This is a genomic window from Glaesserella australis (assembly GCF_003260095.1).
In the GTDB taxonomy this organism is placed as follows: domain Bacteria; phylum Pseudomonadota; class Gammaproteobacteria; order Enterobacterales; family Pasteurellaceae; genus Glaesserella; species Glaesserella australis.
This window is the reverse complement of record NZ_PTPX01000007.1, coordinates 177,206-201,112: the sequence shown is the minus strand read 5'-3', so window position 1 is coordinate 201,112 and position 23,907 is coordinate 177,206. Positions and strand designations below refer to the sequence as shown.

The 23,907-nt window shown below is 42.9% G+C and carries 20 protein-coding genes; 10 read left to right on the top strand and 10 right to left on the bottom strand.

Annotated elements, in window-relative coordinates:
• Nucleotides 1-377: 377 nt before the first annotated feature.
• Together C5N92_RS04235 and ccmE are read right to left on the bottom strand one after the other, a co-directional pair.
• Complete coding sequence (locus tag C5N92_RS04235; protein ID WP_111749618.1) at nt 378-2,330, bottom strand: heme lyase CcmF/NrfE family subunit; 1,953 nt, start codon at nt 2,328-2,330, stop codon at nt 378-380.
• Nucleotides 2,327-2,854: a cytochrome c maturation protein CcmE gene (gene ccmE / locus C5N92_RS04230; protein WP_111749617.1), complete on the bottom strand. Its 528-nt coding sequence runs from the start codon at nt 2,852-2,854 to the stop codon at nt 2,327-2,329. Before ccmE ends, C5N92_RS04235 begins: the two co-directional genes overlap by 4 nt.
• Nucleotides 2,855-3,127: 273 nt before the next feature.
• On the opposite strand from ccmE, the gene C5N92_RS04225 reads away from it, so the two are divergent.
• Nucleotides 3,128-6,139 (top strand): glycoside hydrolase family 2 TIM barrel-domain containing protein, encoded by a 3,012-nt coding sequence (locus C5N92_RS04225; RefSeq protein WP_111749616.1) that lies wholly within the window; start codon nt 3,128-3,130, stop codon nt 6,137-6,139.
• Here the strand turns inward: C5N92_RS04225 and C5N92_RS04220 are convergent.
• Nucleotides 6,136-7,026 carry a LysR family transcriptional regulator gene (locus C5N92_RS04220; protein ID WP_111749615.1) on the bottom strand — a complete coding sequence of 297 codons (891 nt, stop codon included), beginning with the start codon at nt 7,024-7,026 and terminating at the stop codon, nt 6,136-6,138. The two genes, C5N92_RS04225 and C5N92_RS04220, sit on opposite strands and share 4 nt — an antisense overlap.
• A 119-nt stretch (nt 7,027-7,145) precedes the next feature.
• Here C5N92_RS04220 and C5N92_RS04215 point away from each other — a divergent pair, with 119 nt between their 5' ends.
• The 6 genes from C5N92_RS04215 (at nt 7,146) to C5N92_RS04190 (ending at nt 12,424) form a co-directional block, all read left to right on the top strand.
• Complete coding sequence (locus tag C5N92_RS04215; RefSeq protein ID WP_111749614.1) at nt 7,146-7,556, top strand: DoxX family protein; 411 nt, start codon at nt 7,146-7,148, stop codon at nt 7,554-7,556.
• A 115-nt stretch (nt 7,557-7,671) separates the two neighbouring features.
• Nucleotides 7,672-8,706, top strand: coding sequence for a small ribosomal subunit biogenesis GTPase RsgA (gene rsgA, locus C5N92_RS04210; RefSeq protein ID WP_111749613.1), 1,035 nt, complete (start codon nt 7,672-7,674; stop codon nt 8,704-8,706).
• A 193-nt stretch (nt 8,707-8,899) separates the two neighbouring features.
• Nucleotides 8,900-9,778: a metal ABC transporter substrate-binding protein gene (locus C5N92_RS04205; RefSeq protein ID WP_111749612.1), complete on the top strand. Its 879-nt coding sequence runs from the start codon at nt 8,900-8,902 to the stop codon at nt 9,776-9,778.
• A gap of 160 nt (nt 9,779-9,938) precedes the next feature.
• The gene (locus tag C5N92_RS04200) at nt 9,939-10,721 is read left to right on the top strand and encodes a metal ABC transporter ATP-binding protein (protein WP_111749611.1); all 783 of its coding nucleotides are present in this window, start codon (nt 9,939-9,941) and stop codon (nt 10,719-10,721) included.
• Nucleotides 10,722-11,594: a metal ABC transporter permease gene (locus C5N92_RS04195; RefSeq protein ID WP_111749610.1), complete on the top strand. Its 873-nt coding sequence runs from the start codon at nt 10,722-10,724 to the stop codon at nt 11,592-11,594. It abuts the gene before it with no gap.
• Nucleotides 11,594-12,424, top strand: a complete 831-nt coding sequence (locus C5N92_RS04190; protein ID WP_133254054.1) for a metal ABC transporter permease — start codon at nt 11,594-11,596, stop codon at nt 12,422-12,424. The genes C5N92_RS04195 and C5N92_RS04190 overlap by 1 nt, the downstream gene beginning before the upstream one ends.
• Before the next feature lie 61 nt (nt 12,425-12,485).
• Here the strand turns inward: C5N92_RS04190 and C5N92_RS04185 are convergent, their stop codons facing one another.
• Entirely contained in the window at nt 12,486-13,877 is a 1,392-nt protein-coding gene (locus C5N92_RS04185) for an MATE family efflux transporter (RefSeq protein ID WP_111749608.1), read from the bottom strand.
• A 12-nt stretch (nt 13,878-13,889) separates the two neighbouring features.
• Nucleotides 13,890-14,558 (bottom strand): bifunctional tRNA pseudouridine(32) synthase/23S rRNA pseudouridine(746) synthase RluA, encoded by a 669-nt coding sequence (gene rluA, locus C5N92_RS04180; RefSeq protein WP_111749607.1) that lies wholly within the window; start codon nt 14,556-14,558, stop codon nt 13,890-13,892.
• Between the two features lie 280 nt (nt 14,559-14,838).
• On the opposite strand from rluA, the gene C5N92_RS04175 reads away from it, so the two are divergent.
• The 3 genes from C5N92_RS04175 (at nt 14,839) to nrdD (ending at nt 17,882) form a co-directional block, all read left to right on the top strand.
• Complete coding sequence (locus C5N92_RS04175) at nt 14,839-15,411, top strand: tellurite resistance TerB family protein (RefSeq protein WP_369828953.1); 573 nt, start codon at nt 14,839-14,841, stop codon at nt 15,409-15,411.
• A gap of 222 nt (nt 15,412-15,633) precedes the next feature.
• Nucleotides 15,634-16,104, top strand: a complete 471-nt coding sequence (nrdG, locus tag C5N92_RS04170) for an anaerobic ribonucleoside-triphosphate reductase activating protein (RefSeq protein ID WP_111749605.1) — start codon at nt 15,634-15,636, stop codon at nt 16,102-16,104.
• The gene (nrdD, locus tag C5N92_RS04165; RefSeq protein ID WP_111749604.1) at nt 16,101-17,882 is read left to right on the top strand and encodes an anaerobic ribonucleoside-triphosphate reductase; all 1,782 of its coding nucleotides are present in this window, start codon (nt 16,101-16,103) and stop codon (nt 17,880-17,882) included. Before nrdG ends, nrdD begins: the two co-directional genes overlap by 4 nt.
• On the opposite strand, the gene greB is transcribed toward nrdD, so the two are convergent.
• The 5 genes from greB to fruB all read right to left on the bottom strand — a co-directional run bounded on the left by greB (nt 17,879) and on the right by fruB (nt 23,767).
• Complete coding sequence (gene greB, locus C5N92_RS04160) at nt 17,879-18,364, bottom strand: transcription elongation factor GreB (RefSeq protein WP_111749603.1); 486 nt, start codon at nt 18,362-18,364, stop codon at nt 17,879-17,881. The two genes, nrdD and greB, sit on opposite strands and share 4 nt — an antisense overlap.
• Complete coding sequence (locus C5N92_RS04155) at nt 18,364-19,299, bottom strand: KpsF/GutQ family sugar-phosphate isomerase (protein WP_111749602.1); 936 nt, start codon at nt 19,297-19,299, stop codon at nt 18,364-18,366. Before C5N92_RS04155 ends, greB begins: the two co-directional genes overlap by 1 nt.
• Nucleotides 19,300-19,410: 111 nt before the next feature.
• Nucleotides 19,411-21,069, bottom strand: a complete 1,659-nt coding sequence (locus C5N92_RS04150) for a fructose-specific PTS transporter subunit EIIC (protein WP_111749601.1) — start codon at nt 21,067-21,069, stop codon at nt 19,411-19,413.
• 196 nt (nt 21,070-21,265) lie between these two features.
• On the bottom strand, nt 21,266-22,216 hold the full coding sequence (fruK, locus tag C5N92_RS04145; protein WP_111749600.1) for a 1-phosphofructokinase: 951 nt from the start codon (nt 22,214-22,216) through the stop codon (nt 21,266-21,268).
• A 9-nt stretch (nt 22,217-22,225) separates the two neighbouring features.
• Nucleotides 22,226-23,767, bottom strand: coding sequence for a fused PTS fructose transporter subunit IIA/HPr protein (gene fruB, locus C5N92_RS04140; RefSeq protein WP_111749599.1), 1,542 nt, complete (start codon nt 23,765-23,767; stop codon nt 22,226-22,228).
• Nucleotides 23,768-23,907: the final 140 nt, after the last annotated feature.

Sequence of the window (23,907 nt, the reverse complement as noted above, 5' to 3'; positions counted from 1 at the left end):
ACGAGAAGCATCCCGAGTTAAATATAGAAAAGACAACAAATCGAATAGAAGGGCTATTTAAAGAACTTAAAGACAAACTACGCCCACATAGTGGTTTAACGAGAAAACATAAGATATTGTTTATACAGGATTTTTTAAATAAAAAGAGTTGCTAAGAACTGTTGAAAATAATCCTTAGCAACTATTTTGTCCTATAGGCATATAAAATGCAAAAACAGCAACTATTTTGTCCTATATGCCTTTTAATAGCTTCTATATCAAAGATATAAAGGATACTGGTTCCTACCAAATTAGTAATTATCTTGTCTTTTTAGGATAAAAAAGAGTTGGTGATAATTATTGAAAATAACTAAGACCAACTCTTTTTCATAAAAATATTATTCAGTGATAGGTTTTGTTACTCTTAAGCGATAACGCTTATCCATCATACAGAGTAACCCGCCTAATGCCATAAATAGCCCGCCGAACCAAATCCAGCGGATAAATGGTTTGTAATATAAACGCACCCCCCAAGAGCCATCATCTAAGCGTTCGCCTAATGCTGCATAAAGATCTCGGCTAAAGCCCCAATCAATCGCGGCTTCGGTCATACCCATTTTACTTACATTGTAGAAACGTTTTTCTGCGTGTAGGGTCGCTTCATATTCGCCGTTTTGGTGAATATCAATGTCCGCCGTGCCTCCGATATAGTTCGCACCGTTTGAATCCCGAATGCCTTTGAACGTAAAGGTATAATCTAAAATCTCAACTTTATCGCCCACATTCATTCGTACATCTTTTTCAATACTGTAATTTTGGCTAAAGGCAATACCAAATACCGTCATTGCAACCCCTAAGTGAGCCAGCACCATTCCCCAGTGAGAACGAGAGAGTTTGAACACACCTTGCAGGAAGCTGTGGCGATGCGTTGCACGTTGATGTAATTCATACAAGCTCAACGCCACAATAATCACCGACATCATTGTGCCAAGTACAACGCTCACGGTAATTTTGCTTGCAAAAAGATAAGGCAAGCCGAAGCCCAATAACACCATTACCGCCAATGAAATCAACACAGGCTTACGAATTGCCGAAGCCTGATCTCTCCGCCATTTTACAAGCGGTCCGATCCCTAATAAAAATGCAAATGGCACCATTAAAATCATAAACATCTGATCAAAGAACGGGGCGCCGATAGAGATTGTGCCTAAGCCGATCTGTTTGTGGATTAACGGTAAAATCGTGCCTAAAAAGACTACCGATAAAAATGCCATTAATAACACGTTATTGAGCAGTAGCATCGACTCACGAGAGTAACGCTCTGAATTATCTAAGCTCTTGATTTTACTGCCTTGATAAGCATAAAGCAGTAGTGAACCGCCGATAACCACCACCAAATACGCCAAGATATACAAACCACGAGTAGGGTCAGACGCAAAGGCGTGAACAGAGACTAAAATCCCTGAACGCACAAGGAAAGTACCAAGCAAACAGAGTGAGAACGCAAGGATTGCTAACAGCACCGTCCACGCTTTAAATGTACTGCGTTTTTCTGTCACCGCTAACGAGTGGATCAAGGCTGTGCCTGCAATCCACGGCATTAAGGACGCATTTTCCACAGGATCCCAGAACCACCAGCCGCCCCAGCCAAGTTCATAATACGCCCACCAAGAGCCAAGCACGATCCCTAATGTTAAAAAGACCCACGCCGCCATTGTCCAAGGACGAGACCACCTCGCCCAAGCGGTATCTAAACGCCCTGTCATCAGTGACGCAATCGCAAAGGCAAAGGCAACGGAAAAGCCTACATAGCCCATATAGAGCAGTGGTGGGTGGAAAATCAAGCCCACGTCTTGCAACATCGGATTTAACTCTCTGCCATCGACAGGGAAGTCAGGGAACGTGCGGTCAAACGGGTTTGACGTAAAGAGAATAAAGACTAAAAAGCCAATGCTCACCAAGCCCATTACCCCTAACACACGGGCAACGGCTTCTTCTGGCATTTGGCGGCTAAATGTTGCTACAGCCACGCTCCAAAAGGAGAGCAACCAAATCCACAGCAACAGCGACCCCTCGTGAGATCCCCACACCGCCGACAGACGATATTCCAACGGCAAAGTGCTGTTTGAGTTGTTTACCACATATTGCACCGTGAAATCGTTCACCGCAAAGAGATAAAAGAGCGAGCCGAACGAAATCGACAAGGCTAAAAAGACCGCCCACGTTAGCGGACGAGCTAATGCCATCAAGCTCGTATTCTGTTTGTGAGCGCCAACAAGCGGTAAGATCGCCAATAAAATTGCCAATGCCAGCGACAACGCTAAGGTATAATTTCCTAATTCAGCGATCATTTACTTTCCCCTGACGGCAACTGTGTGGCATCACGTTCCGATTTGCCTTTCAAATCTTCTTCTGAAATGCCCATCGGCTTGTGCTGTTTCTTCATCTGATCGCCCAATTCTGGTGGCATATAATTTTCATCGTGTTTTGCCAGTACTTCTGTGGCTTTGAGTTTGGTCGGCTCAATTAACGTCCCTTGAGCCACAATCCCTTGCCCCTCACGGAACAGATCAGGCAAAATCCCCTCGTATTCCACTTGAATAGCAGGGCCAATATCGTTCAGATCAAAGGTCACTTTCAGACTTTTTTCATCACGCTTAACCGACCCATCAACCACCATACCGCCCACACGGATACGTTGCCCCACTTCAGGCTTGGTTTTAGGATCATCATTTTTACCGTAGATAATCTCTGACGGCGTATAGAATAAGTCAATGTTTTGGCTTAACGCATAAAGTGTTAGCCCCACAGCAACAGCAAGCCCACCAACAACAGCCATCACCACTTTCAATCTTGATTTACGTCTTGGGTTCATAATAATAACTCTCAGTAATCACTAAAAAACAAATGAAAAAATAAGGGTGCTATCCTAACAAAAAAACTGATAATAATCGTCAATTATTCTATTATCTTTTGATTTAAATTGACTTTGTGAGTTTTGTATAAAAGCGGGGAGTTTAAGGGGAAAAGTAAGAATTTTGTGACTCCTGCCACACTTCTCACATCTTACTCTCCAATCCGTTGAAGTCCGTGATCTTGAATGGTAGCATTCTCCCATTTTTACAATGGTTCATTATGGAATTGTGCTATGCTGTTTAACTACCACCAAGATCCCGCAATACTTCATCTCAATACCACACCGCACCACGCCTATTTTATTCCCTTTTCCTTGCAGGATAAGGTGGATCCCCTGAAGCGTGAGCAGTCGAGCTACTTTACTTTGCTCAATGGCAAGTGGCAGTTTAACTATTTTGCAAGCCTGATGGACTTGCCTGACGATTTTCTCTCTTTGCCCTTTGAGCATCAGATTCCCGTGCCATCTAACTGGCAGACACAGGGCTTCGATCAGCATCAATACACCAACATCAACTACCCTTTCCCTTTCGATCCGCCCTACGTGCCGAATGATAACCCTTGTGGCGTGTATCAAACCTTTTTCCCGTGCGAACCCAAGCCCAACAAGCGTTATTTGCTCAATTTTGAAGGCGTGGACGCTTGCCTTTATCTCTATGTTAATCAGCAATTTGTCGGCTACGGGCAGATTAGCCACTGCACCAATGAATTTGATATTACCGATTTCCTTGTGGCAGGGGAAAACCGTTTGAATGTGTTGGTGCTGAAGTGGTGTGACGGCAGTTACTTGGAAGATCAGGATAAATTCCGAATGTCTGGCATTTTCCGTGATGTGTATCTGCTTGAGCGAGAGCAGAATTATCTGCAAGATTTCTTTGTCAGAACAGCCTTGTCGAACGATTTGTTTCAAGCGGATCTGTCGGTAGAATGTACCTTTGTACAATCGCCGCAACAGGTGCATTTCCAACTGTTTGATCCGCAACATCAGCTGATTGCCGAGCAAACAAGCGGTCAGTTTGAGCTAAAAATTTGCAATCCACAGCTTTGGAACGCAGAGCTGCCACAGCTCTACACTTTACGCTTAACCTCTGGTAGTGAAGTGATCGAGCAAGCGGTCGGATTTCGCCGAGTAGAAGTCAAAAATGGCGTGTTATTGCTTAATCAGCAACCGATCAAATTTCGGGGCGTAAACCGCCACGACAGCGATCCTAAAACGGGTTATGTGATTAGCCGTGAGCAAGCGGAGCAGGATTTACGCTTGATGAAACAGCATAACATCAACGCCATTCGTACCGCCCACTATCCTAATGCTGCTTGGTTTAGCGAGCTGTGCGACCGCTACGGCTTTTACCTTATCAGCGAAAGCGATATTGAGAGTCACGGGGCAAGTATGCAATATGTGCCAACGCCGGAGCATAGCATTTTGCTGAATGTGCCGAAGCAGAACGATAACGCCCGTATTCAGCAACAGACGATTGACAACTTCTGCCATTTCGCCCGAGATCCGCAATATAAACAGGCGATTTTGGATCGTACCTATGCTAATGTTGAGCGAGATAAAAATCGCCCGTCTGTGTTGATTTGGTCTTTGGGTAATGAATCGGGCTACGGCGAAAATTTTGAAGCAAGTAGCCACTGGATCAAACAGCGAGATCCGAGCCGTTTGGTGCATTACGAAAGTGCCATTTATCAACATTCAGCACATCAAAATGATTGCTCAAGCCTTGATTTTCATAGCGAAATGTACGCCAGTACCGAAGATATTGACCGCTATTTTGAGCAACCGCAAGCCAAACCGTTTTTGCTTTGCGAATACTCACACGCAATGGGTAATTCCAACGGCGATTTGGAAGATTATTTCCAAACCTTTGAACGCTACGCAGGGGCTTGTGGCGGCTTTATTTGGGAATGGTGCGACCACGCCCCTTATTTACCAAACGGGCACTTCGGCTACGGCGGTGATTTTGGCGAAACCTTGCACGACAGCAATTTCTGTATGGACGGTTTAGTGTCGCCAACACGTATTCCCCACAGCAATTTGCGGGAGCTGAAAAACGTCAATCGCCCTGTGCGAGCCTACCTTGAGCAAGGCAAAATCTACCTGAAAAATTATTTAGATTTCACCAACTTAGCCGATCATCTCACGGTGGTTTACCGTATCAATGAAAATGGAAAAGTGGTGCGACAGGGGGAAATCTCGGTAAACTGTTTGCCGAAACAGACCGCTTGTTTGCCTATCGAGTTACCGCAAGATAACGGCAAATTGTGCCTAATTGAGCTAAGTTACCGTCAAAATCACGCTACATCGTTAGTAGAACAAGGGCATATTTTGGGATTTGATCAGCTCAAACTGTTCGATCACCCTTTCCAACCTGAGCTTAATTTGCAAAAAATGGAGACAAACAGTCCGCTTGTTATTGAACAAAATCGCCAGCAAATTGTGGTGAAAAATGCGTTGGTGGAATATCGCTTTGACCGCAGTAAAGGGATTTTGTCGAGCTTGAGCTATCAAAGCAAACCGCTTATCGCTCAGCCCCTTGATTTCAATGTGTGGCGATCTCCAACGGACAATGACCGCTTAATTCGTGCCTTTTGGGAAAGAGCAGGTTATGACAAGGCGTATAGCCGAGCTTATCAGGTGGAAGCAAAAATGGTGGAAAATGACGTTGTGGTGATCGCCGATTGTGCAATGGTGGCGGTTGCCAAAGAGCCGATAATCCGCTTTCAAGCGATTTATACCTTAACCGCAAGCGGTCAGATCCAGTTAAAAATCACCGCCAAACGCCCTACGCATTTGCCATATCTGCCCCGTTTTGGCGTACGTTTTTTCCTTGAAAAACAAACAGATAGCCTTGAGTATTTCGGCTATGGCGAAAGTGAAAGCTACATCGACAAACATCACGCCAGCCAGCTTGGTTTATACCAAACCTGTGCCGAACAAAATCATCAAGACTATGTTAAACCACAGGAAAACGGCAGTCACTACGGCTGTGAATATCTTCGCACGGATAATTTTATCATCACCTCAAGCACGCCGTTTAGCTTTAATCTTTCCCCTTACACACAGGAAGAATTAACGCAAAAACTGCATCATTACGAGCTAGCAAAATCGCCTTACGATGTGCTTTGTGTCGATTACAAAATGAGCGGTATCGGCTCGAACTCTTGTGGTCCAAATTTGAAGGAAAAATATCGCTTGAGTGAAGAAGAGTTTGAGTGGGAATTGGCTATACAAGTTCGATCCTAGCCCTTAAGCTGTTTAAAATAATCCGAAATCAACTCACAAGCCACTCGTACTTTTTCTGATTGAACACGTTGTAGTGTGACTAAATAGAAGGATACGGGTGGCAATTTCCATTCGGGAAAAACCTGAATTAACTCACCGCTTGCAAGGGCTTTTTGTACATCGACTTCAGGCTGAATCGAGATACCCAAGCCGTTCATCGTCAAACGTCGGCTAGCATACAGACTGTTACAGCTAATGCGATAAGCAGGGGAAATTTCTTTTGTCGCATTTTGATTGTTTAACAAGAGTGAAGAAAAACGGTTATTGGAAAAACTGATCCAATCTAATTTTGCTAAGGCATCTAAATCCGTCGGCATTCCTTTTTCGGCAAAATAATCTCGATGACCGACAATTGCCCATTCAAAATCGTACAAATGGCGAGCAATCATATTATCATCAAGCACGTTAGGACCTGCTCGCAACGCAATATCAATACGTCCGTCAAGCAGATCAAGCACCTTATCTTCAAACATCAAATTCAAATGGAAGTCAGGGTTTTTATCTAGCACTGATTTAAACACTTTCACCAAATGGCTATCCATTAAGCCCGTGACACAAGCAATATTCAGCTGTCCAAAGGGCGTTTCTCGCAACAATTCGACACTTTTCACCGCATTTTCGGCACTTTGTTGCATCTGTTTGGCGTTTTGGTAGAAAATTTCGCCCGCTTCAGTGAGCGATAATTTCCGAGTGGTGCGGTTTAACAGTTTGATTTGTAAGCCAGTTTCTAATTTTTGAATAGATTGTGTCACAGCCGACGGGGTCATCGCCAGTTGCTCGGCAGCCGCCTGCATAGAGCCGAGTTCAACCACCGTCACAAAGACGGACATTGCTCTATAGTCGTACATAATCACTCCTTTCTTCACTTTTTCTTAATAGTGTATTAAGTAAATCAGCAATGATCAAATCATTCTTCATCTCTATAATGCGCACCTTTCATTCCAACCAATAACTCAAGGAAAACAAAATGAATCAACTTTTAGACAAATTCAGCCCAGTGGCATTTTTATTAGCACGCGTTATCGTTGGCTATATGTTCTTATTACACGGCACTGCCAAATTCTTCGAATTCCCTGTATCAATGACAGACGGCAACGGTAGTGTTGAGCTATTCTCACTCTTCGGTGTGGTGGCAATTTTAGAGATCGTTGGCGGTGTGTTAATTGCGTTAGGCTTATTTACTCGCCCAACGGCGTTTTTACTTTCAGGTCAAATGGCGTATGCTTATTTTGGCGTTCACGTTACCGCTGAAACCTTATTCCAACCAATGTTAAATCACGGTGAATTAGCTGCGTTGTACTCATTATTTTTCTTAGTCTTAGTCTTTACTGGGGCAGGTAAATTATCGTTAGATCAAAAAATCTTTGGTAAAAATTAAGCTATTTCTATATTAGTTAGCGGTAAGATCTTGCAAATTTTTTGTAAGATCTTACCGCTTGCCATTTTTTATAGTATCCTTTCTTCCATTTTTTCTTGACGATGAGGATCCCCTTTTGAGCAAACGTCGCTTAACCCAAAATCAACAACGCCGTATTCAAACCAACCACCATAAAAAAATCAGCAAAAGTGAATTTGAATGGCAAGATGAGATGCTTGGTGAAGTGCAACAAGGGCTAGTCGTTACTCGCCACGCCAAACACGCCGATGTGGAAACCGCAAGCGGTGAGATCTTCCGTTGTAATTTACGTCGAACCTTAAAAAATGTGGTGGTGGGCGATAGGGTCTCTTGGCGGTTAGGTAGTGAGCAGTTGCAAGGGATAAGCGGTGTGATTGAAGCGGTTCATCCCCGTCAAAATGAGCTAACACGCCCCGATTATTATGACGGCATTAAAGTCATGGCATCGAATATCGACCAAATTATCATTGTCTCGGCGGTATTGCCACAACTTTCATTGAATATCATTGATCGCTATTTAGTGGTTTGTGAAAACGCTAATATTCCAGCCTTGATTGTGCTGAATAAAATCGACTTGTTGAGCGAACAAGAGCGTCAAGCCGTTCAACAACAGCTCGCCATCTATGAAAAAATCGGTTATCAAACGCTATGTTTATCGGCTGATACAGGTGAAAATATGCATGCCTTGCATGCCTATTTAGCCAAAGGTACGTCAATTTTTGTCGGACAGTCAGGGGTTGGAAAATCGAGTTTAATCAATCAGTTACTTCCAGAAGTCAATGCTCAAACAGGGGCAGTTAGCGATATTTCAGGTCTTGGACAACATACCACCACTGCTTCCCGTTTATACCATTTACCACAAGGCGGAAACCTTATTGACTCACCAGGTATCCGTGAATTTGGCTTGTGGCATTTGGAAGCCGAACAGATTACACAAGGCTATCGAGAATTTGCTGAAGTATTAGGCACATGTAAATTTAGAGATTGTAAACACAAAGATGACCCTGGTTGTGCATTAAGGGAAGCTGTTGAACAAGGTAAGATCGATCTGACACGCTTTGAAAACTATCATCGCTTGTTAGAAAGCCGTCAAGAGACGAAAAGTCAGCGATATTTTAGAAAAGATGAATAAATTCAATGGGTTGTTATTAATAGGTAACAACCCATTCTCATTTAGAAAGCTTGTTGATTATCATCTTTTACAGCTAGTTGATTATCATCTAAGGGTGGTTGTTGAGAATGATTTGTATTTGTTGACAGATGATTTTTTGTTTCCTAGAATGTCTCTCGCTTTAAATCCACAATTTTTTTAGAGGAGATACATAATGAAACGATTTATAGCAATTCTAGGGGCATTAATGATCGTGGCTAGCCCACTTTCTGCAAAATTAAAAGTCGTCACAACTTTTACCATTATTCAAGATATCGCACAAAATGTTGGTGGAGATGTGGCAGATGTCCAATCAATAACAAAACCAGGTGCGGAAATTCACGAATATGAACCAACTCCGCAAGATATTGTGAAAGCACAATCGGCTGATTTGGTGCTTTGGAACGGTATGAACCTTGAAAGTTGGTTTGAGCGTTTCTTAACGCAGTTAAAAGACAAGCCAGCGGTAACGGTATCAGCGGGCATTACTCCGATTTCGATCTACGAAGGGCCGTATAAAGATAAGCCAAATCCGCACGCGTGGATGTCCACCAAAAATGCGTTGGTCTATATCGAAAATATCCGCAAAGCCTTTGCTCAACACGATCCTGCCAATGCAGAAGTCTATAATGCAAACGCCAAAGCCTATGCAGAGAAAATTTTAGCGTTAGACAAACCGTTGCGTGAACGTTTAGCCAAAGTGCCTGAAGCACAGCGTTGGTTGGTCACAAGTGAGGGGGCATTTAGCTATTTGGCTCACGATTATGGCTTCAAAGAGCTTTATCTTTGGGCGATGAACCAAGATGAGCAAGGTACACCAAAACAGATCCGTAAAGTGATCGACGGTGTGCGTAAACACAATATTCCTGTGGTCTTTAGTGAAAGTACCGTGTCCGACAAACCTGCGAAACAAGTCGCTAAAGAAACCAAAGCGAAATACGGCGGTGTGTTGTATGTTGACTCACTTTCAACCAAAGATGGCAAAGTACCGACCTACATTGATTTGCTCAATGTTACGGTGGGAACCATTGCAGATGGGTTTGATGGGAAATAAGTTTAACACTATCATATAACAAATGTAGGGACACACTGTGTGTGTCCGTCACAACAAACGATGTGTCAGACATTATGGACACACGTAGTGTGTCCCTACAACATTATTTTTGATTTATATTTTAATAACAAATAAAAAACCACAGGATTACCAAAACCAAATGAACATTCCCCTGAGTTCTCTTTCTGTTTCCGATGTTACCGTGCGTTACAGCAACGGACACACGGCAATTCACGATGTTAGCTTTCGCCTTGAAGGTGGCACAATTTGTGCATTACTTGGGGTGAACGGCAGTGGCAAATCAACACTTTTTAAAAGCATTATGGGTTTAGTTCAGCCCAAAGGACGCATTGAACTATGCGGTCTGCCTGTTAACCAAGCCTTAAAACGCAATTTAGTCGCCTATGTGCCACAAAGCGAAGAAGTGGACTGGCAATTTCCCGTGTCGGTTTATGATGTGGTGATGATGGGGCGTTACGGCTATATGAATTTTCTGCGTATTCCGTCAGCGACCGACAAACAAAAAGTGGCGGAAGCGATGGAACGGGTCAATATCTCTCACCTTGCGGATCGACAAATCGGCGAGCTTTCGGGCGGTCAGAAAAAACGGGTTTTTCTCGCTCGCTCTCTGGCTCAAGAGAGCAAAATTATTCTGTTAGATGAGCCTTTTACAGGAGTTGATGTTAATACCGAAAATGCGATTATCGACTTGTTGAAACAACTGCGTGCAAGTGGTCATTTAATTTTAGTTTCTACCCATAATTTAGGGGCAGTCCCAAGTTTTTGCGATAGAGTCGTGATGATTAATCGTACGGTGATTGTGGCGGATACTATTGAAAATGCCTTTACCCCTGCTAATCTCGAACGTGTTTTTGGTGGCGTGTTGCGTTATCAACAGCTACTCGGGGCAATGCAAACTCAAGAGACAAAGGAACAACCATAAATGCTTGAGTTATTATTAGAACCTTTTTCCTACGATTATATGTTTAAAGCGATTGCGTTAAGTGGGGCAATCGGGGCGGTCTGTGCCTTTCTTTCCGCCTATTTGATGTTGAAAAGTTGGTCGTTAATCGGTGATGCTTTATCCCACGCCGTCGTACCGGGTGTGGCACTTGCCTATGCGTTTTCATTACCTTATGCCGTGGGGGCATTTTTTGCTGGATTGCTTGCATCTGTGGCGATTTTAGCGGTGAAATCTGCCACAAAATTGCGTGAAGATGCGGTGATCGGCTTTATTTTCAGTACCTTTTTTGCGGTGGGGCTTTTGATTATTTCGATCAATCCCACGTCGGTAAGCGTCGAGTCAATTATTTTCGGCAACATTCTTGGCATTGCTGATGAAGATATGTTGCAAGTGGCGATTGTAATGGGTGTTACGATCCTACTTCTGCTATTTTACTGGAAAGATCTGCTGTTGGTCTTTTTTGATGAAGTGCAAGCCAAAGCCGTCGGCATTTCGCCACTCAAATTACGCATTCTCTTTTTTAGCTTGCTAAGTGCCTGTATCGTCAGTGCCTTGCAGAGTGTCGGGGCGATTTTGGTGATCGCAATGGTTGTTACCCCTGGGGCAACGGCTTACTTGCTCACCGACCGCTTTGGGAGATTGCTGATTTTATCGAGCGTTATCGGCGGCGTAACGAGCTTTGTCGGGGCTTATTTGAGCTACTTTGCCGACGGAGCCACGGGCGGATTTATTGTTTCGCTGCAGACCTTTGTTTTCTTACTAGCCTTTTTGTTCGCCCCAGAATATGGCTTATTGCCCCGTAAATTTGCAAAAAATAGCGGCAAATTGACCGCTTGTCAGGGGGAAGAGTGATGAACAGCGTTTATCAATGGTTCGCCGAACCGCTTACTTACCCCTTTATGCAACAAGCCTTGCTTATCGGCATTGTGGTTGCCACCGTGTGTGCAACGCTTTCTTGTTACTTGGTGCTTAAAGGCTGGTCGCTTATGGGCGATGCGATTTCCCACGCTGTGTTACCAGGGATTGTGATTGCTTACCTACTTGCCATTCCCCTTGGTATCGGGGCGTTTTTTTCAGGGATTTTTTGTGCTGTGTCGGTTGGTTATCTGAAAGAGAATAGCCGATTAAAAGAAGATACGGTAATGGGGATCGTGTTTTCGGGAATGTTTGCTTTAGGCTTGGTGATGTTTGTCAAAGTCGAATCCGATCAACATTTAAACCACATTATCTTCGGCAATTTGCTCGGTATGATCAAAAGCGAAATGTATCAATCGCTGGCTATTTCGCTAGTCGTGTTATTACTGATCATCTGCAAACGCCGAGATCTGCTACTGTTCTGCTTTGACCCAAGCCACGCTCGCACCGTTGGGCTAAACATTTCACGGCTACATTATGGCTTGCTTACCTTATTAGCGTTGGTTATCGTCAGTGCAATTCAAGTAGTCGGCGTGATTTTAGTGATTGCAATGTTGATCACCCCAGGGATCACAGGCTATGTGCTAACCAAACGATTTGACCGAATGTTAATGATCGCCATTTTCACCGCTATTAACAGTGCCTTTTGGGGCGTGTTTATGAGCTTCCATTTTGATGTGGCAACAGGGCCTTGTATTGTGGTGTTGCAAGCAGTGTTTTTTTTAGTTGCCTTATTTATGGTGAAACTGAGAGGACTAAATGGATAATTCAAGCGGTAAGATCCGTTTGGTTTTTTGCAAAAAACAAAGATGATCTTACCGCTTGTTACTATTTCATGGTTTCTAATCGCTGAATCAATGCTTGTTCAGGCATAGATTGAATTTTGCGCATATAGTAGAAAAATAACCCTGCGGCTAAGCTCAAACAGATACAGAAGGTCAGCCAAAAACCTGCCGCTGCCATTGGTTTACCAAGCCAATCAGTTCTAGCAAGAATGGTGCCTAATGGCATGCCTACCAACCAATAGCAAATCAAGGTGGTAAGCAAAATCGGCTTCGTGTTTTTGTAACCACGCAAAATACCATTACAAACAGCTTGGATCGAATCTGGAATTTGATAAATCGCCGCAAAGATCAATAAACCTGACGCAATCGCAATAGACGTTGGATCACTTGTAAAAGCATAAGGGATAAAGTCTTTCAACAATAAGATAATCAGCGCCATGCCAACGGCGACGATAGAGCAAGTGAAAATCGCATGGTAGGTTAAATATTTGGTCTCTTCGATCCGTTTTTCACCCAAGGTTTGTCCAACCAAAATGGTTGTTGCAATACTAAAGGAGAGTGGAATCATAAAGAACAGTGAGCTAGTTTGTAGCGCAACTTGATGACTTGCTACCATTTGTGAGCCAAGTGGTGAGATAATCAGTGAAGACGCGGCAAACAACATCACTTCGGTAAATAGCGCAAAGCCTATTGGCATACCAAGTTTGAACAGCTTGGCAAGGGTTGCTTTACAAGGGGCTTCGATCCATTTTTCAAATAGACGAATATCTTTTTGAGATGAGTTGGTATAGCAGTAATGTAAAATCAAACCGAACATGACCCAGTTTACGATTGCCGTTGCCACACCACAGCCTACCGCCCCTAATTCTGGCATGCCGAGTTTGCCGAAAATAAAAATATAATTGAGTGGAATGTTCAAAATCAAGCCGAAAAAGGTGATATACATTGCTGGTTTTGGATTGGATAAACCATCATTAAAGCAACGCAGATTCACGGCGAGTAGTGCTGGAATCAAACCAAAACAGAGCGCAATGAGATACTGTTGTGCTTTTTCGGCAAACTCTGCGGGGGTATCCATCAAGGTGAAAATCAGATGTGCATTAAGATAGATAAAAATCAGTGGGATACTGAGCATCAGAACAATCCACACGCCTTGACGAACTTGATGAGCAATAAGTGAGCGCTGACCTGCACCATTTAAATAAGAAACTGTTGGAGTAATGGCATTTAAAACACCTAACACCAGTAAGAAAAGTGGAAAATAAATTGAATGACTGACCGCAATCGCCGAGACATCGGCATCGCTTACCAAACCTGCCATAATAATATCTGCTAATCCCATACCTGATGTTGCCAGTTGTGACACAAAAATAGGCGTAGAGAGTCTAAAGAGTTTTTTCGTATTTTCAGGATAGTGTTGCCATTGAAAATTCATTTTTTCAGCCTTTTAAAATTCTGGTTTTGCCACGAAGGTCATCGGTTCGTGAGTAATTGGGTGCGTAATCGTTAATGACTCTGCGTGTAAACATAAACGTGGCGATAAACTTTTGGCTAATGGATTGGCATAAAACTTATCTCCAACAATAGGGTGACCTAACGCTAAACAATGCACTCGCAACTGGTGCGATCTACCAGTGTAAGGGGTCAATTTTACTCTTGTCGTGTTATTTGGATAGTGTGCAAGAATTTCATAGAAAGTGACCGCTTGTTTGCCCCGTTCGTAGCAAATTTTTTGACGTGGACGGTTTTCCCAATCACAAATCAACGGAAAGTCCATTGTTCCAGTATCGCCCACTTTCTCGCCCAGTTTGCCCCAAATCAACGCTTGATAATGCTTTTTCGGCTCACGTTCACGAAATTGGCGTTTTAGCTCTTTTTCAGCCTGTTTGCTTAATGCGAACAGTAAAATACCGCTTGTTGCCATATCCAAACGGTGAGCAGGCTCGGTAAAACCATATTTTTGTTGCACCCGAACCATTGCACTGTCTTGATACTCAGGGAGATTGCCTGGTACGGAAAGCAAGCCACTCGGCTTGTTGATTACCAAAATATGATTGTCCCGATAAACTTCGTCAAGCCAAGGCTCAACAGGGGGATTGTATTCGATTAATGCCATAGGTATATCTTACTTATATTTATATATGCATTCCAATCTTACCAAAGATAAAATGATTTCCAACATTTATCACAAAAATTGCTTGTTTTTCATTAAAAAATTGAATTATTCTTTTAAACGTTGGTCTATTAAAGGACTTTTTTACTAATATAAGGAACAAAAAATGAACTTCAACGACATTTTAAATGGCGTATTAAAATCAGTTAGCAATACGGCAAATCAAAGCTCATCTGACTTAGGTAGCGTATTAGGCTCAGTGTTAAATTCAGCGAAAAACACGATGGGCGAAGTAAAATCAGGTAATACTGATGCGATTACTAAAGTTGGCGGTGGTGCTGCATTAGTAGGAATTTTATCTATGGTATTAGGTAGAAATGGCGGTGCGAACTTAACAAAATTAGGTTCGCTTGCAGCACTTGGTAGCCTTGCTTATAAAGCATATCAAGATTATCAAGCAAGCCAATCAAACCAAGCAACAGACATTGCACCAACTGCGTTTGAATCTGAAAGCTCAGAAGAAAAAGGTGCAATTATTTTGCGTACTATGATTGCAGCGGCAGTTTCTGACGGTGCTTTAGATGAAAATGAAGAAGCGTTAATTTTAAAAGAAGGTGGTAATGACGCTGAACTACAACAATGGTTAATTCAAGAAATGAATAACCCAATTTCTGTAGAAGAAATTGCAAAAGTAGTTGGCAATGATACCGCTTTAGCTGCTCAAGTTTATCTTGCTGCACGTTTAGTTTGCCAAGATCTTTCTCGTAAAGAGATTGTTTTCTTAGGTCAATTAGCAGAAGCATTAAATTTAGATGAAGCGTTAGTTGAGCAATTAGAAAAACAAGCGGGTTTCTAATTTGAACAAAAAGCCTGCTCGTGTTAGCGTGCAGGCTTTTTATCATTTCTCTTCGTTAAAATTTACATTTCCTATCCTTTTGATTTTCTTTTCTTTCTTTTTTGTCAATAAAAGTGATTTCATGCACTTTGATTTTTATCAAGTTCCTTTACATTCAAATCCTTAAACTACTAGATATTGTGTTTTTACTGCAGATAAATCACAAGATATAGTGGTTATACAATGAAACAACTTCGCTTTATTTCAGAACAGATCGTTTGGCAGGAAGTCCTAAATGAAACATCTCTCGCTTTTCTTATCACAGGTTGCCCGTTAGGTTGTAAAGGGTGTCACAGTGCAGAAAGTTGGAAGCTTGGAAGCGGTCAGATTCTATCAGACATTTACTTGCAACAACGCTTGAGTTTATATCAAGGGTTGATCAGCTGTGTCTGTTTTCTTGGCGGTGAATGGTTGCCAGAGTTGTTACTCGAGCGGTTACGACTTGTTCGTCACTATGGCTTGAAAACCTGTCTTTACACGGGCTTAGAGCTAGAACAGTTATCTCCTACGATGATTTCAATGTTGGATTATGTCAAAACAGGGCGATGGATTGCGGAAAAAGGCGGACTAAATTGTATTACCACTAACCAGAAATTTATCAATCTTCATACAGGTAAAGTGCTAAATGCACATTTTAGAGAGAATAAACAATGATTAGACTTGAACCGTCCCAATTACGTGGAAAATTAAATTTTATCGACCAATATATGTACGCTAAAAATGCCGCTGATGGCTCAAAAATGGACGCAAATGCCAATGTTACCCAAAAAAATTTAGCGACAATGGAACAGGAATTGATGAAAGATTTCTTTGTGCAAGTCAATCGTGCCAAAGTAAGCGGTAAGATTGCTGAGATTTTTGACCAATCCCTTGCCGATGAGTATTTACGTCAAATTGAAGCCCACGAAATTTATGTTCACGATGAAACCAGTTTGAAGCCCTATTGCGTTTCGGTTACGCTCTATCCTTTTTTACGCGATGGTTTGACTAAGCTGGGCGGTGAGTCTAAAGCACCGAAGCATCTTGCATCTTTTTGTGGATCTTTTGTAAATTTGGTTTTTGCAATCAGCTCTCAATTTGCTGGTGCGGTGGCAACGGTTGAGTTTTTAACTTACTTTGACTATTTTGCTCGTAAAGATTTTGGCGATGATTATCTTAATACGCATCGTCACGACATTACCAATCACTTACAGCAAGTGGTTTATAGCATCAATCAACCTGCGGCAGCTCGTGGCTATCAAAGTGTCTTTTGGAATATCTCCATTTACGACCGTTACTATTTTGATGCAATGTTCGGTAATTTTGTTTTTCCTGATCTTTCTGTACCAAACTGGCAAACGACTTCTGCCCTACAAGATTTCTTTATGCAGTGGTTTAATCAAGAACGCCGTAAAGCGATTTTGACCTTTCCTGTGGTCACTGCTGCAATGCTGACTGCGGAAGGAAAATGTAAGGACGGCGAATTTGCCGATAAAATGGCAAAAGAGTTGGCAGACGGCAATGCGTTTTTTATCTACCAATCGGACAACCCAGACTCTCTCGCATCTTGTTGCCGTTTACGCAATGAAATTGCTGATCGCTCTTTTTCCTATTCACTTGGGGCGGGTGGCGTTGCTACAGGTTCAATTAATGTGATTACCTTAAATATGAACCGTTTAGAGCAAGGTGGGCGAGATTTAGCGACAGAAGTCAGCAAGATCCATAAATATCAATACGCTTATCGTAAATTAATGGAAGATTATCTTAATGCAGGGATGTTGCCTGTTTATGATGCAGGATTTATTTCATTAGATAAGCAATTTCTGACAATTGGTATTAATGGAATGGTTGAAGCCGCCGAGTCTTGTGGAATAAAGATTGGCTACAATTCAGAATATCTTGATTTTGTGCGTAAGCGATTATCTACAATTTATCAAGCAAATCAGACCGCTAGTCAAACCTACGGGGTGAAATTTAATACCGAGTTTGTGCCAGCGGAAAATCTTGGTGTAAAAAATGCGAAGTGGGATAAAGAAGATGGCTATTTTGTACCAAGAGAATGTTACAACTCTTATTTTTATGTGGTGGAAGACGAGCAGACAAACGCCCTTGATAAGTTTCTGCTACACGGTAAAGAGCTTGTGGAATATCTTGACGGTGGCTCTGCACTTCATCTCAATTTAGCCGAAGCCTTAACTCAACAGGGCTATCGCTCACTGTTAGATATTGCGGCAAAAACGGGCTGCAACTATTTCTGCATTAACGTCAAAATAACTATTTGCAATGAATGTGAGCATATTGATAAGCGGACGCTATCACACTGTTCTTGTTGTGGCTCTGATAATGTGGATTATGCAACAAGGGTGATCGGCTATTTGAAACGTATTTCATCTTTTAGCTCTGCACGGCAGAAAGAGCAAACATTAAGACACTATCATAGAGAAGCAGCTTAATTTGCACTCACGTCGTACCAAATTTTATTAATATAGAGCGTCACTTTACCCAGTGGCGTTTCTACTTGAATTTCATCATCTACTTGCTTACCAATTAATGCTCGAGCAACGGGGGAGTCAATGGAGATCCAGTGTTTTGCAGGATCAAATTCATCACAACCCACGATACGATATTGTTTAATTTCCCCTTCTTCATTTTCCAATTCTACCCAAGCGCCAAAAAAGACTTTGCCTTCTTGGCTTGGATGATAATCGACAATTTGAAGTACTTCTAAACGTTTAGATAAAAAGCGTACTCGATGATCAATTTCACGCAAACGGCGTTTACCATAAATGTATTCTGCATTTTCACTGCGATCACCGAGAGCCGCAGCATCAGAAACCGCTTGCGTTACTTTAGGGCGTTCATCTTTCCACAGATATTTCAACTCTTGATCTAGGGCTTGCCAACCTGCTCGGGTAATATGATTTGACTTTGCCATTAGCTTGAAAACTCCACAATACCAGAGACTTTGCCATCTTCGGTGACTGCAATCAGCGAGTGAATATGTTTTTCTTTCATAAATTCTTCCGCATGAGCAAGGAATGTGCTATCTAAAATCGTTTTTGGATTGCGTGTCATAATATCTTCAGCAGTTTTATTTAAACTTTCTGCGCCAAATTTCGCTAAGGTTCGACGAATATCGCCATCAGTAATAATGCCTTGTAGCTGTTCATCTTGCATCACAATTGCAACCCCCATTCTGCCTTCATTCATCACATGCAAGCAGTCACTGAAAGAAGCGGATGGTGTAGTAATAGGTAATTTGCGTTGCATCACATCACGCACACGACAAAGCAATTTACGTCCAAGGCTACCGCCGGGGTGGAAACGGGCAAAATCTTCTGCTTTAAAATCTCGCGCTTTGATTAATGCGATAGCTAATGCATCGCCTAGTGCCATTGTAATTAGGCTTGATGTCGTTGGCGCTAAATTATTAGGGCAAGCTTCCCGCTCAATACTGATATCTAGCGTAATATCAGCGTACCGTCCAAGTGTGGATTGCGGGTTTCCTGTCATAGCGATAATCTTATTGCCAAAATTTTTCAGGCTTGGAATCAGTTTATTGACATCATCTGTTTCACCGCTGTAAGAAATCAAAATAACAACATCAATCGGTTTTAGCATGCCTAAATCACCATGAAAGGCTTCCGTTGGATGTAAGAAAAAACTTGGTGTACCTGTAGAAGCAAAGGTTGCCACCATTTTTTTTCCCACCAAACCAGATTTACCAATACCTGCCACAACGACACGCCCTTCACAATGTAAAATCATTTCGACAGCTTGATTAAAGTTATCCGAAAGATTCTGATTTAATCTCGTAATAGCTTGAGAATAGAGAGATAAGGCACTGTTAGCATTAGATAGATGATTCATAAGAAGATCCTTATTCAACAGGGAATATAGGCACATTATACGCTAGTTTAGACAAATAAAAAAACACGGAGCATATGATCTGCTCCGTGTTTATTTATCGTTGAGAATGAATTATTCTGCTTTTGGCTTAATTACCGCATAAGTGACACCTGTTACCACAGAGCCAATTGCAATCGCAGCCAAATACATCAACGGTTGTGACACAAATGGAATCACGAATAGACCACCGTGTGGGGCTTGTAAAGTAATGCCTAAACCAAGTGAGATTGCCCCTGCCGTTGCACCGCCAAGGATAGAAGTCGCAATCACACGCACAGGGTCTGCCGCCACGAATGGTAACGCACCTTCAGAGATGAAGCATAAGCCAAGTACGAATGACGCTTTACCTGCATCACGTTGGTTTACAGTGAATTTGTTGCGTGCAATCCAAGTCGCAATCGCCATACCAATTGGTGGCACCATACCAGCCGCCATTGCTGCAGCCATTGGGGTGTTTACATCTGATGCAAGCATACCTACAGAGAAGGTATAAGCCGCTTTGTTTACTGGACCGCCCATATCGGTACACATCATCACACCAAGCACGATACCTAACACAATCGCATTGATTTCACCCATTGATTTTAACCAGTTAGACAAGGCTTCCATAATGCTTGCAACAGGTGGGTTGATCACATAAACCATCGCCAAACCGACAATCGCTGAACCTAATAGCGGTAGGATTAGGATCGGTTTTAACGAAGTTAAACTCGCTGGCAATTTGATATTGTCGTTTAAGAATTTCACCACATAACCTGCAAGGAAACCCGCGATGATACCGCCTAAAATCCCAGCCCCTGCGGTGGTGGCTAACATACCACCGACAAAACCTGCGGTTAAGCCTGGACGGTCAGCAATCGAGTACGCCACATAACCTGCGAACACCGCAATCATTAAGTGGAACGCCGCACCGCCACCGATATCCATTAAGGCTTTTGGTAAGCCGCCTGCGATATTCGGATCTTTGAACGCTTCGATACCAAACATAAAGGAAATGGCGATCAACAAGCCCCCTGCTACCACGAATGGCAACATATGTGATACACCTGTCATCAAGTGTTTGTAAATGCCTTTCTTCTCGCCAGTTGCTTCTTCGCCTTTTGCCGCTGCTGCAGAACCGCCTTGATACACGGTTGCTTGTTGGAACGCTTTTTCAAACTCTTGAGCCGTTTTCTTCAACGCTAAGCCTGTGGAAGTGCGGTACATCGGTTTGCCTTGGAATTTGCTTAAATCCACATCAATATCCGCCGCCACAAACACTAAATCTGCCGCTGCCACTTCTTCTGCTGAAATCGGATTGCCTGCACCTACTTGTCCACGGGTTTCAACTTTCACGTTCCAACCCTGTGCTTTAGCGTAGTTTTCAATCGCCTCTGCGGACATAAAGGTATGAGCTACGCCTGTTGGACAAGCGGTTACGGCAACGATATTTTTTACAGCTGATGATGTTGCCACCGCAGGTTGTGTTGCATTTGCAAAAGTTTGAGCAGAATTGACCGCTTGTGAAAGGGTCGCTTCAGGCTGAGCGAACGCTTGTTCAAGGTTCACTACCGTTCCTTTCTTGCCAACCACATTAGCAGGCACTTGTTCATCAAATAGCACCACAAACTCAGCTTGCTCTGCGTTTACTACAGAATGCCCTTGCTGTTTGGCTGCCGCTGTTAGCACTTCATTCACAAGGAACGCACGTGCCTTGCCTAGTTGTGCTGGGAAAATAAATGAAATATTCATATTTTATTCCTAATTAATGTTGAGAAATTTGTCCTTATATTCCCATCCCCCGTTTACGGGGGAGGGTTAGGGAGAGGGGATTTGCCCAACGGGCAAAGAGTAAGCGGTTACTATGGTGAAAAATCTTGCAAACTTCGTTTGCAATCCCCCCTTCCGCCTTCGGCACCTTCCCCCGTAAACGGGGGAAGGAAATTATTTAAAACGCTAAATGGGTTAATTCCACCTTCGCCAAAATCGCTTCTAACGCTGCTTTATCACTTACGCCTACGTTACTTTGCGAAACTGCTAACGCTGAAGTCGCACTAGCAAAAGCAAGGGTTTTCGCTTTATCCCAACCTTGAGCAACACCGTAGATCAAGCCTGCCACCATTGAGTCACCCGCTCCAACGGTACTGACCACATTTTCGCAACGTGGCGGTTGAGCTTGGAGTACGCCTTCGTTGTTGATCCACACAGAGCCTTTTTCGCCCATTGAGATAATCACATTTTCAATGCCTTGTGAACGTAGCTCTTGAGCGGCTGTGATAACAGCTTCTAAGCTCTCAAGCGGTCGGTTTGCCCAAACTTCTAGCTCACGGCGGTTTGGTTTGACAAGCCACGGGTTCGCTTTTAATCCTGCGGTGAGAGCTTGATTGCTAGTATCTAAAACCACTTTCAAGCCCTGTGAGTGTAAGGATTTTAACCAATCTGCAAACTGTTCGGCGGTCACTCCACGGGGCAGTGAGCCACACACAGCGACTAAGTCAAACTGCTCGTGCCATTGTTGTGAAAGGGCAGTGAATTTTTGCCAATCGTTAGGCTGGATTTCAAAGCCTAAAAAGTTGAGATCGGTAACATCGGCTTCCGTTTCCGTAATTTTCACATTGATACGGGTTTTGCCTGCAATGCGGTAGAACTGATCCGTTAAACCATTACTTTGGAAAGATTGTACAAAATCGCCCTGATTTTCTTCGCCTAAAAAGCCCGTTACCGTTAAGTCTGTGCCTAAATCAGCAAGCACTTTCGCCACGTTGATCCCTTTCCCAGCGGGGTAAAGACCTAGTGTTTCGACAGTATTTACTTCGCCGATTTCAATCCGTTTTAAACGCCCGACTAAGTCAAAGGCAGGATTGAGCGTTACCGTTGCGATGCGTAATTGTTGTGCCATAGTTGCCTCTTATTCACCTAAACCTGCTTCAATCGCTTTACCGATGCCGTCTAAGGCCTGTTGTGCTTCTTCACCCGTAGCAACAAAGCGTAAACGATGACCTTTTTGTACGCCTAACGCCACGATTTTCATCAAGCTTTTTGCACTAACAAGTTGGCTGTCTCGGTCAAGGTTTTGTACTTGAATGGTCGCATTGTATTTTTTCACTTCATTCACTAACACAGCACTTGGACGAGCGTGTAAGCCGTGTTCGTTACGAACGGTGAATGTCGCTTCTAGTTCGCCATTTGCAGAATTTTCTGCGGAAGTCACCGCTTGTGCGACTTGTTGAGCTACATTAGCGACAGTAGCAACAACGGAGTTATTTGATGATTCAATGGTATCTTCTACCGTTGGAATAAATGCGACACTTTCGCCTAAACCTGCAACAAAGGCTTGTTGTAGGGCTTCAATAGCTTGTTGAGAATCTGCGCCTTCAGCCACAAAGCGTAAACGGTGTCCTTTAGCAGCACCAAGTGCCACAACTCGCATTGTGCTTTTCGCATTCACCGCTGCCGCTGGGCGATCTAAGTTTTCTACCGTCACTTTCGCTTCAAACGGTTTTAAAGTTTGTACTAACACAGCACAAGGGCGTGCGTGCAAGCCATGTTCGTTACGCACTGTGAATGTACCAATGACTTGATTTGCAGAATTTTCTGCTGAAATGACCGCTTGTTGTGGTGCTGTTTGTACTGCTTGTGGAGTAGCTTCAGGAACAGATTGACCAAAAACGGCTAAAATACGATCTGCAGGTGCAATCATTAGTTGCTGACGAGTTGTAATATTAAGCAATTTTGCGAGTGTTTCTTGTAAGCTATCGTCCGTTGCAGCTACAGTGACAAGGGTTTTTCCTTCTTTATTACGAGCGATTGCAACACCATTCAAAAGATTACCTTTATTGCTATCGGCTAAAAAGACATTATTGCCTAAAGCAAGGGGCTGGCTTGCCACAACATCACTGATAAATTGTTGATTAACATAGCCTTTTTCTTGTAATTTGGCAGCGTTGATCGCAGAAAGAGTAATAAGACTTGATGTGTCGATATCTAAAGAAAGGAGTTCTGATGAAATCACAGGTTCGTTGCGTTTACCACTCAATAACGCTACAAATTCAGCAAGATCTTGCGTTTTCGCTAATTTTTCTGCAACAGCTTCATCGCCTAAAACAGTGGTTAATTGACGAAGTAACGTTAAATGTTCGTCTGATTTCGCCGCAATGCCGATAACCACATAAGCGGTATTACCTTCACCCCATTCAACCCCTTGCGGAAACTGATAAACTTGTACGCCCGTATTTTTAACTAAATCACGGGTATCTAAAGTGCCGTGCGGAATGGCGATACCGTTGCCAAGATAGGTTGATGTTTGCGTTTCACGAGCAAGCATTCCTGCTTCGTAGCCTTCCGCTACGTTGCCATTTGCCACTAAGCCACTTGCCACAAGGCGAATAGCATCGTCTTTGTTGCTTGCCGAGCCGTTTAAACGGATATTTTGTGCAGATAAGTTGAGCATTGAAACTCCTTATAAATTTAATTTAAAAGATAAAATAATTGTAGGAATTGTACTCTATTTTTTGCTAAACCGATCTAGCAATTTGACAAAAAGTCAAAATAAAAATCCCTTTTTGTGAGATAGATCACAAAAAGGGATTT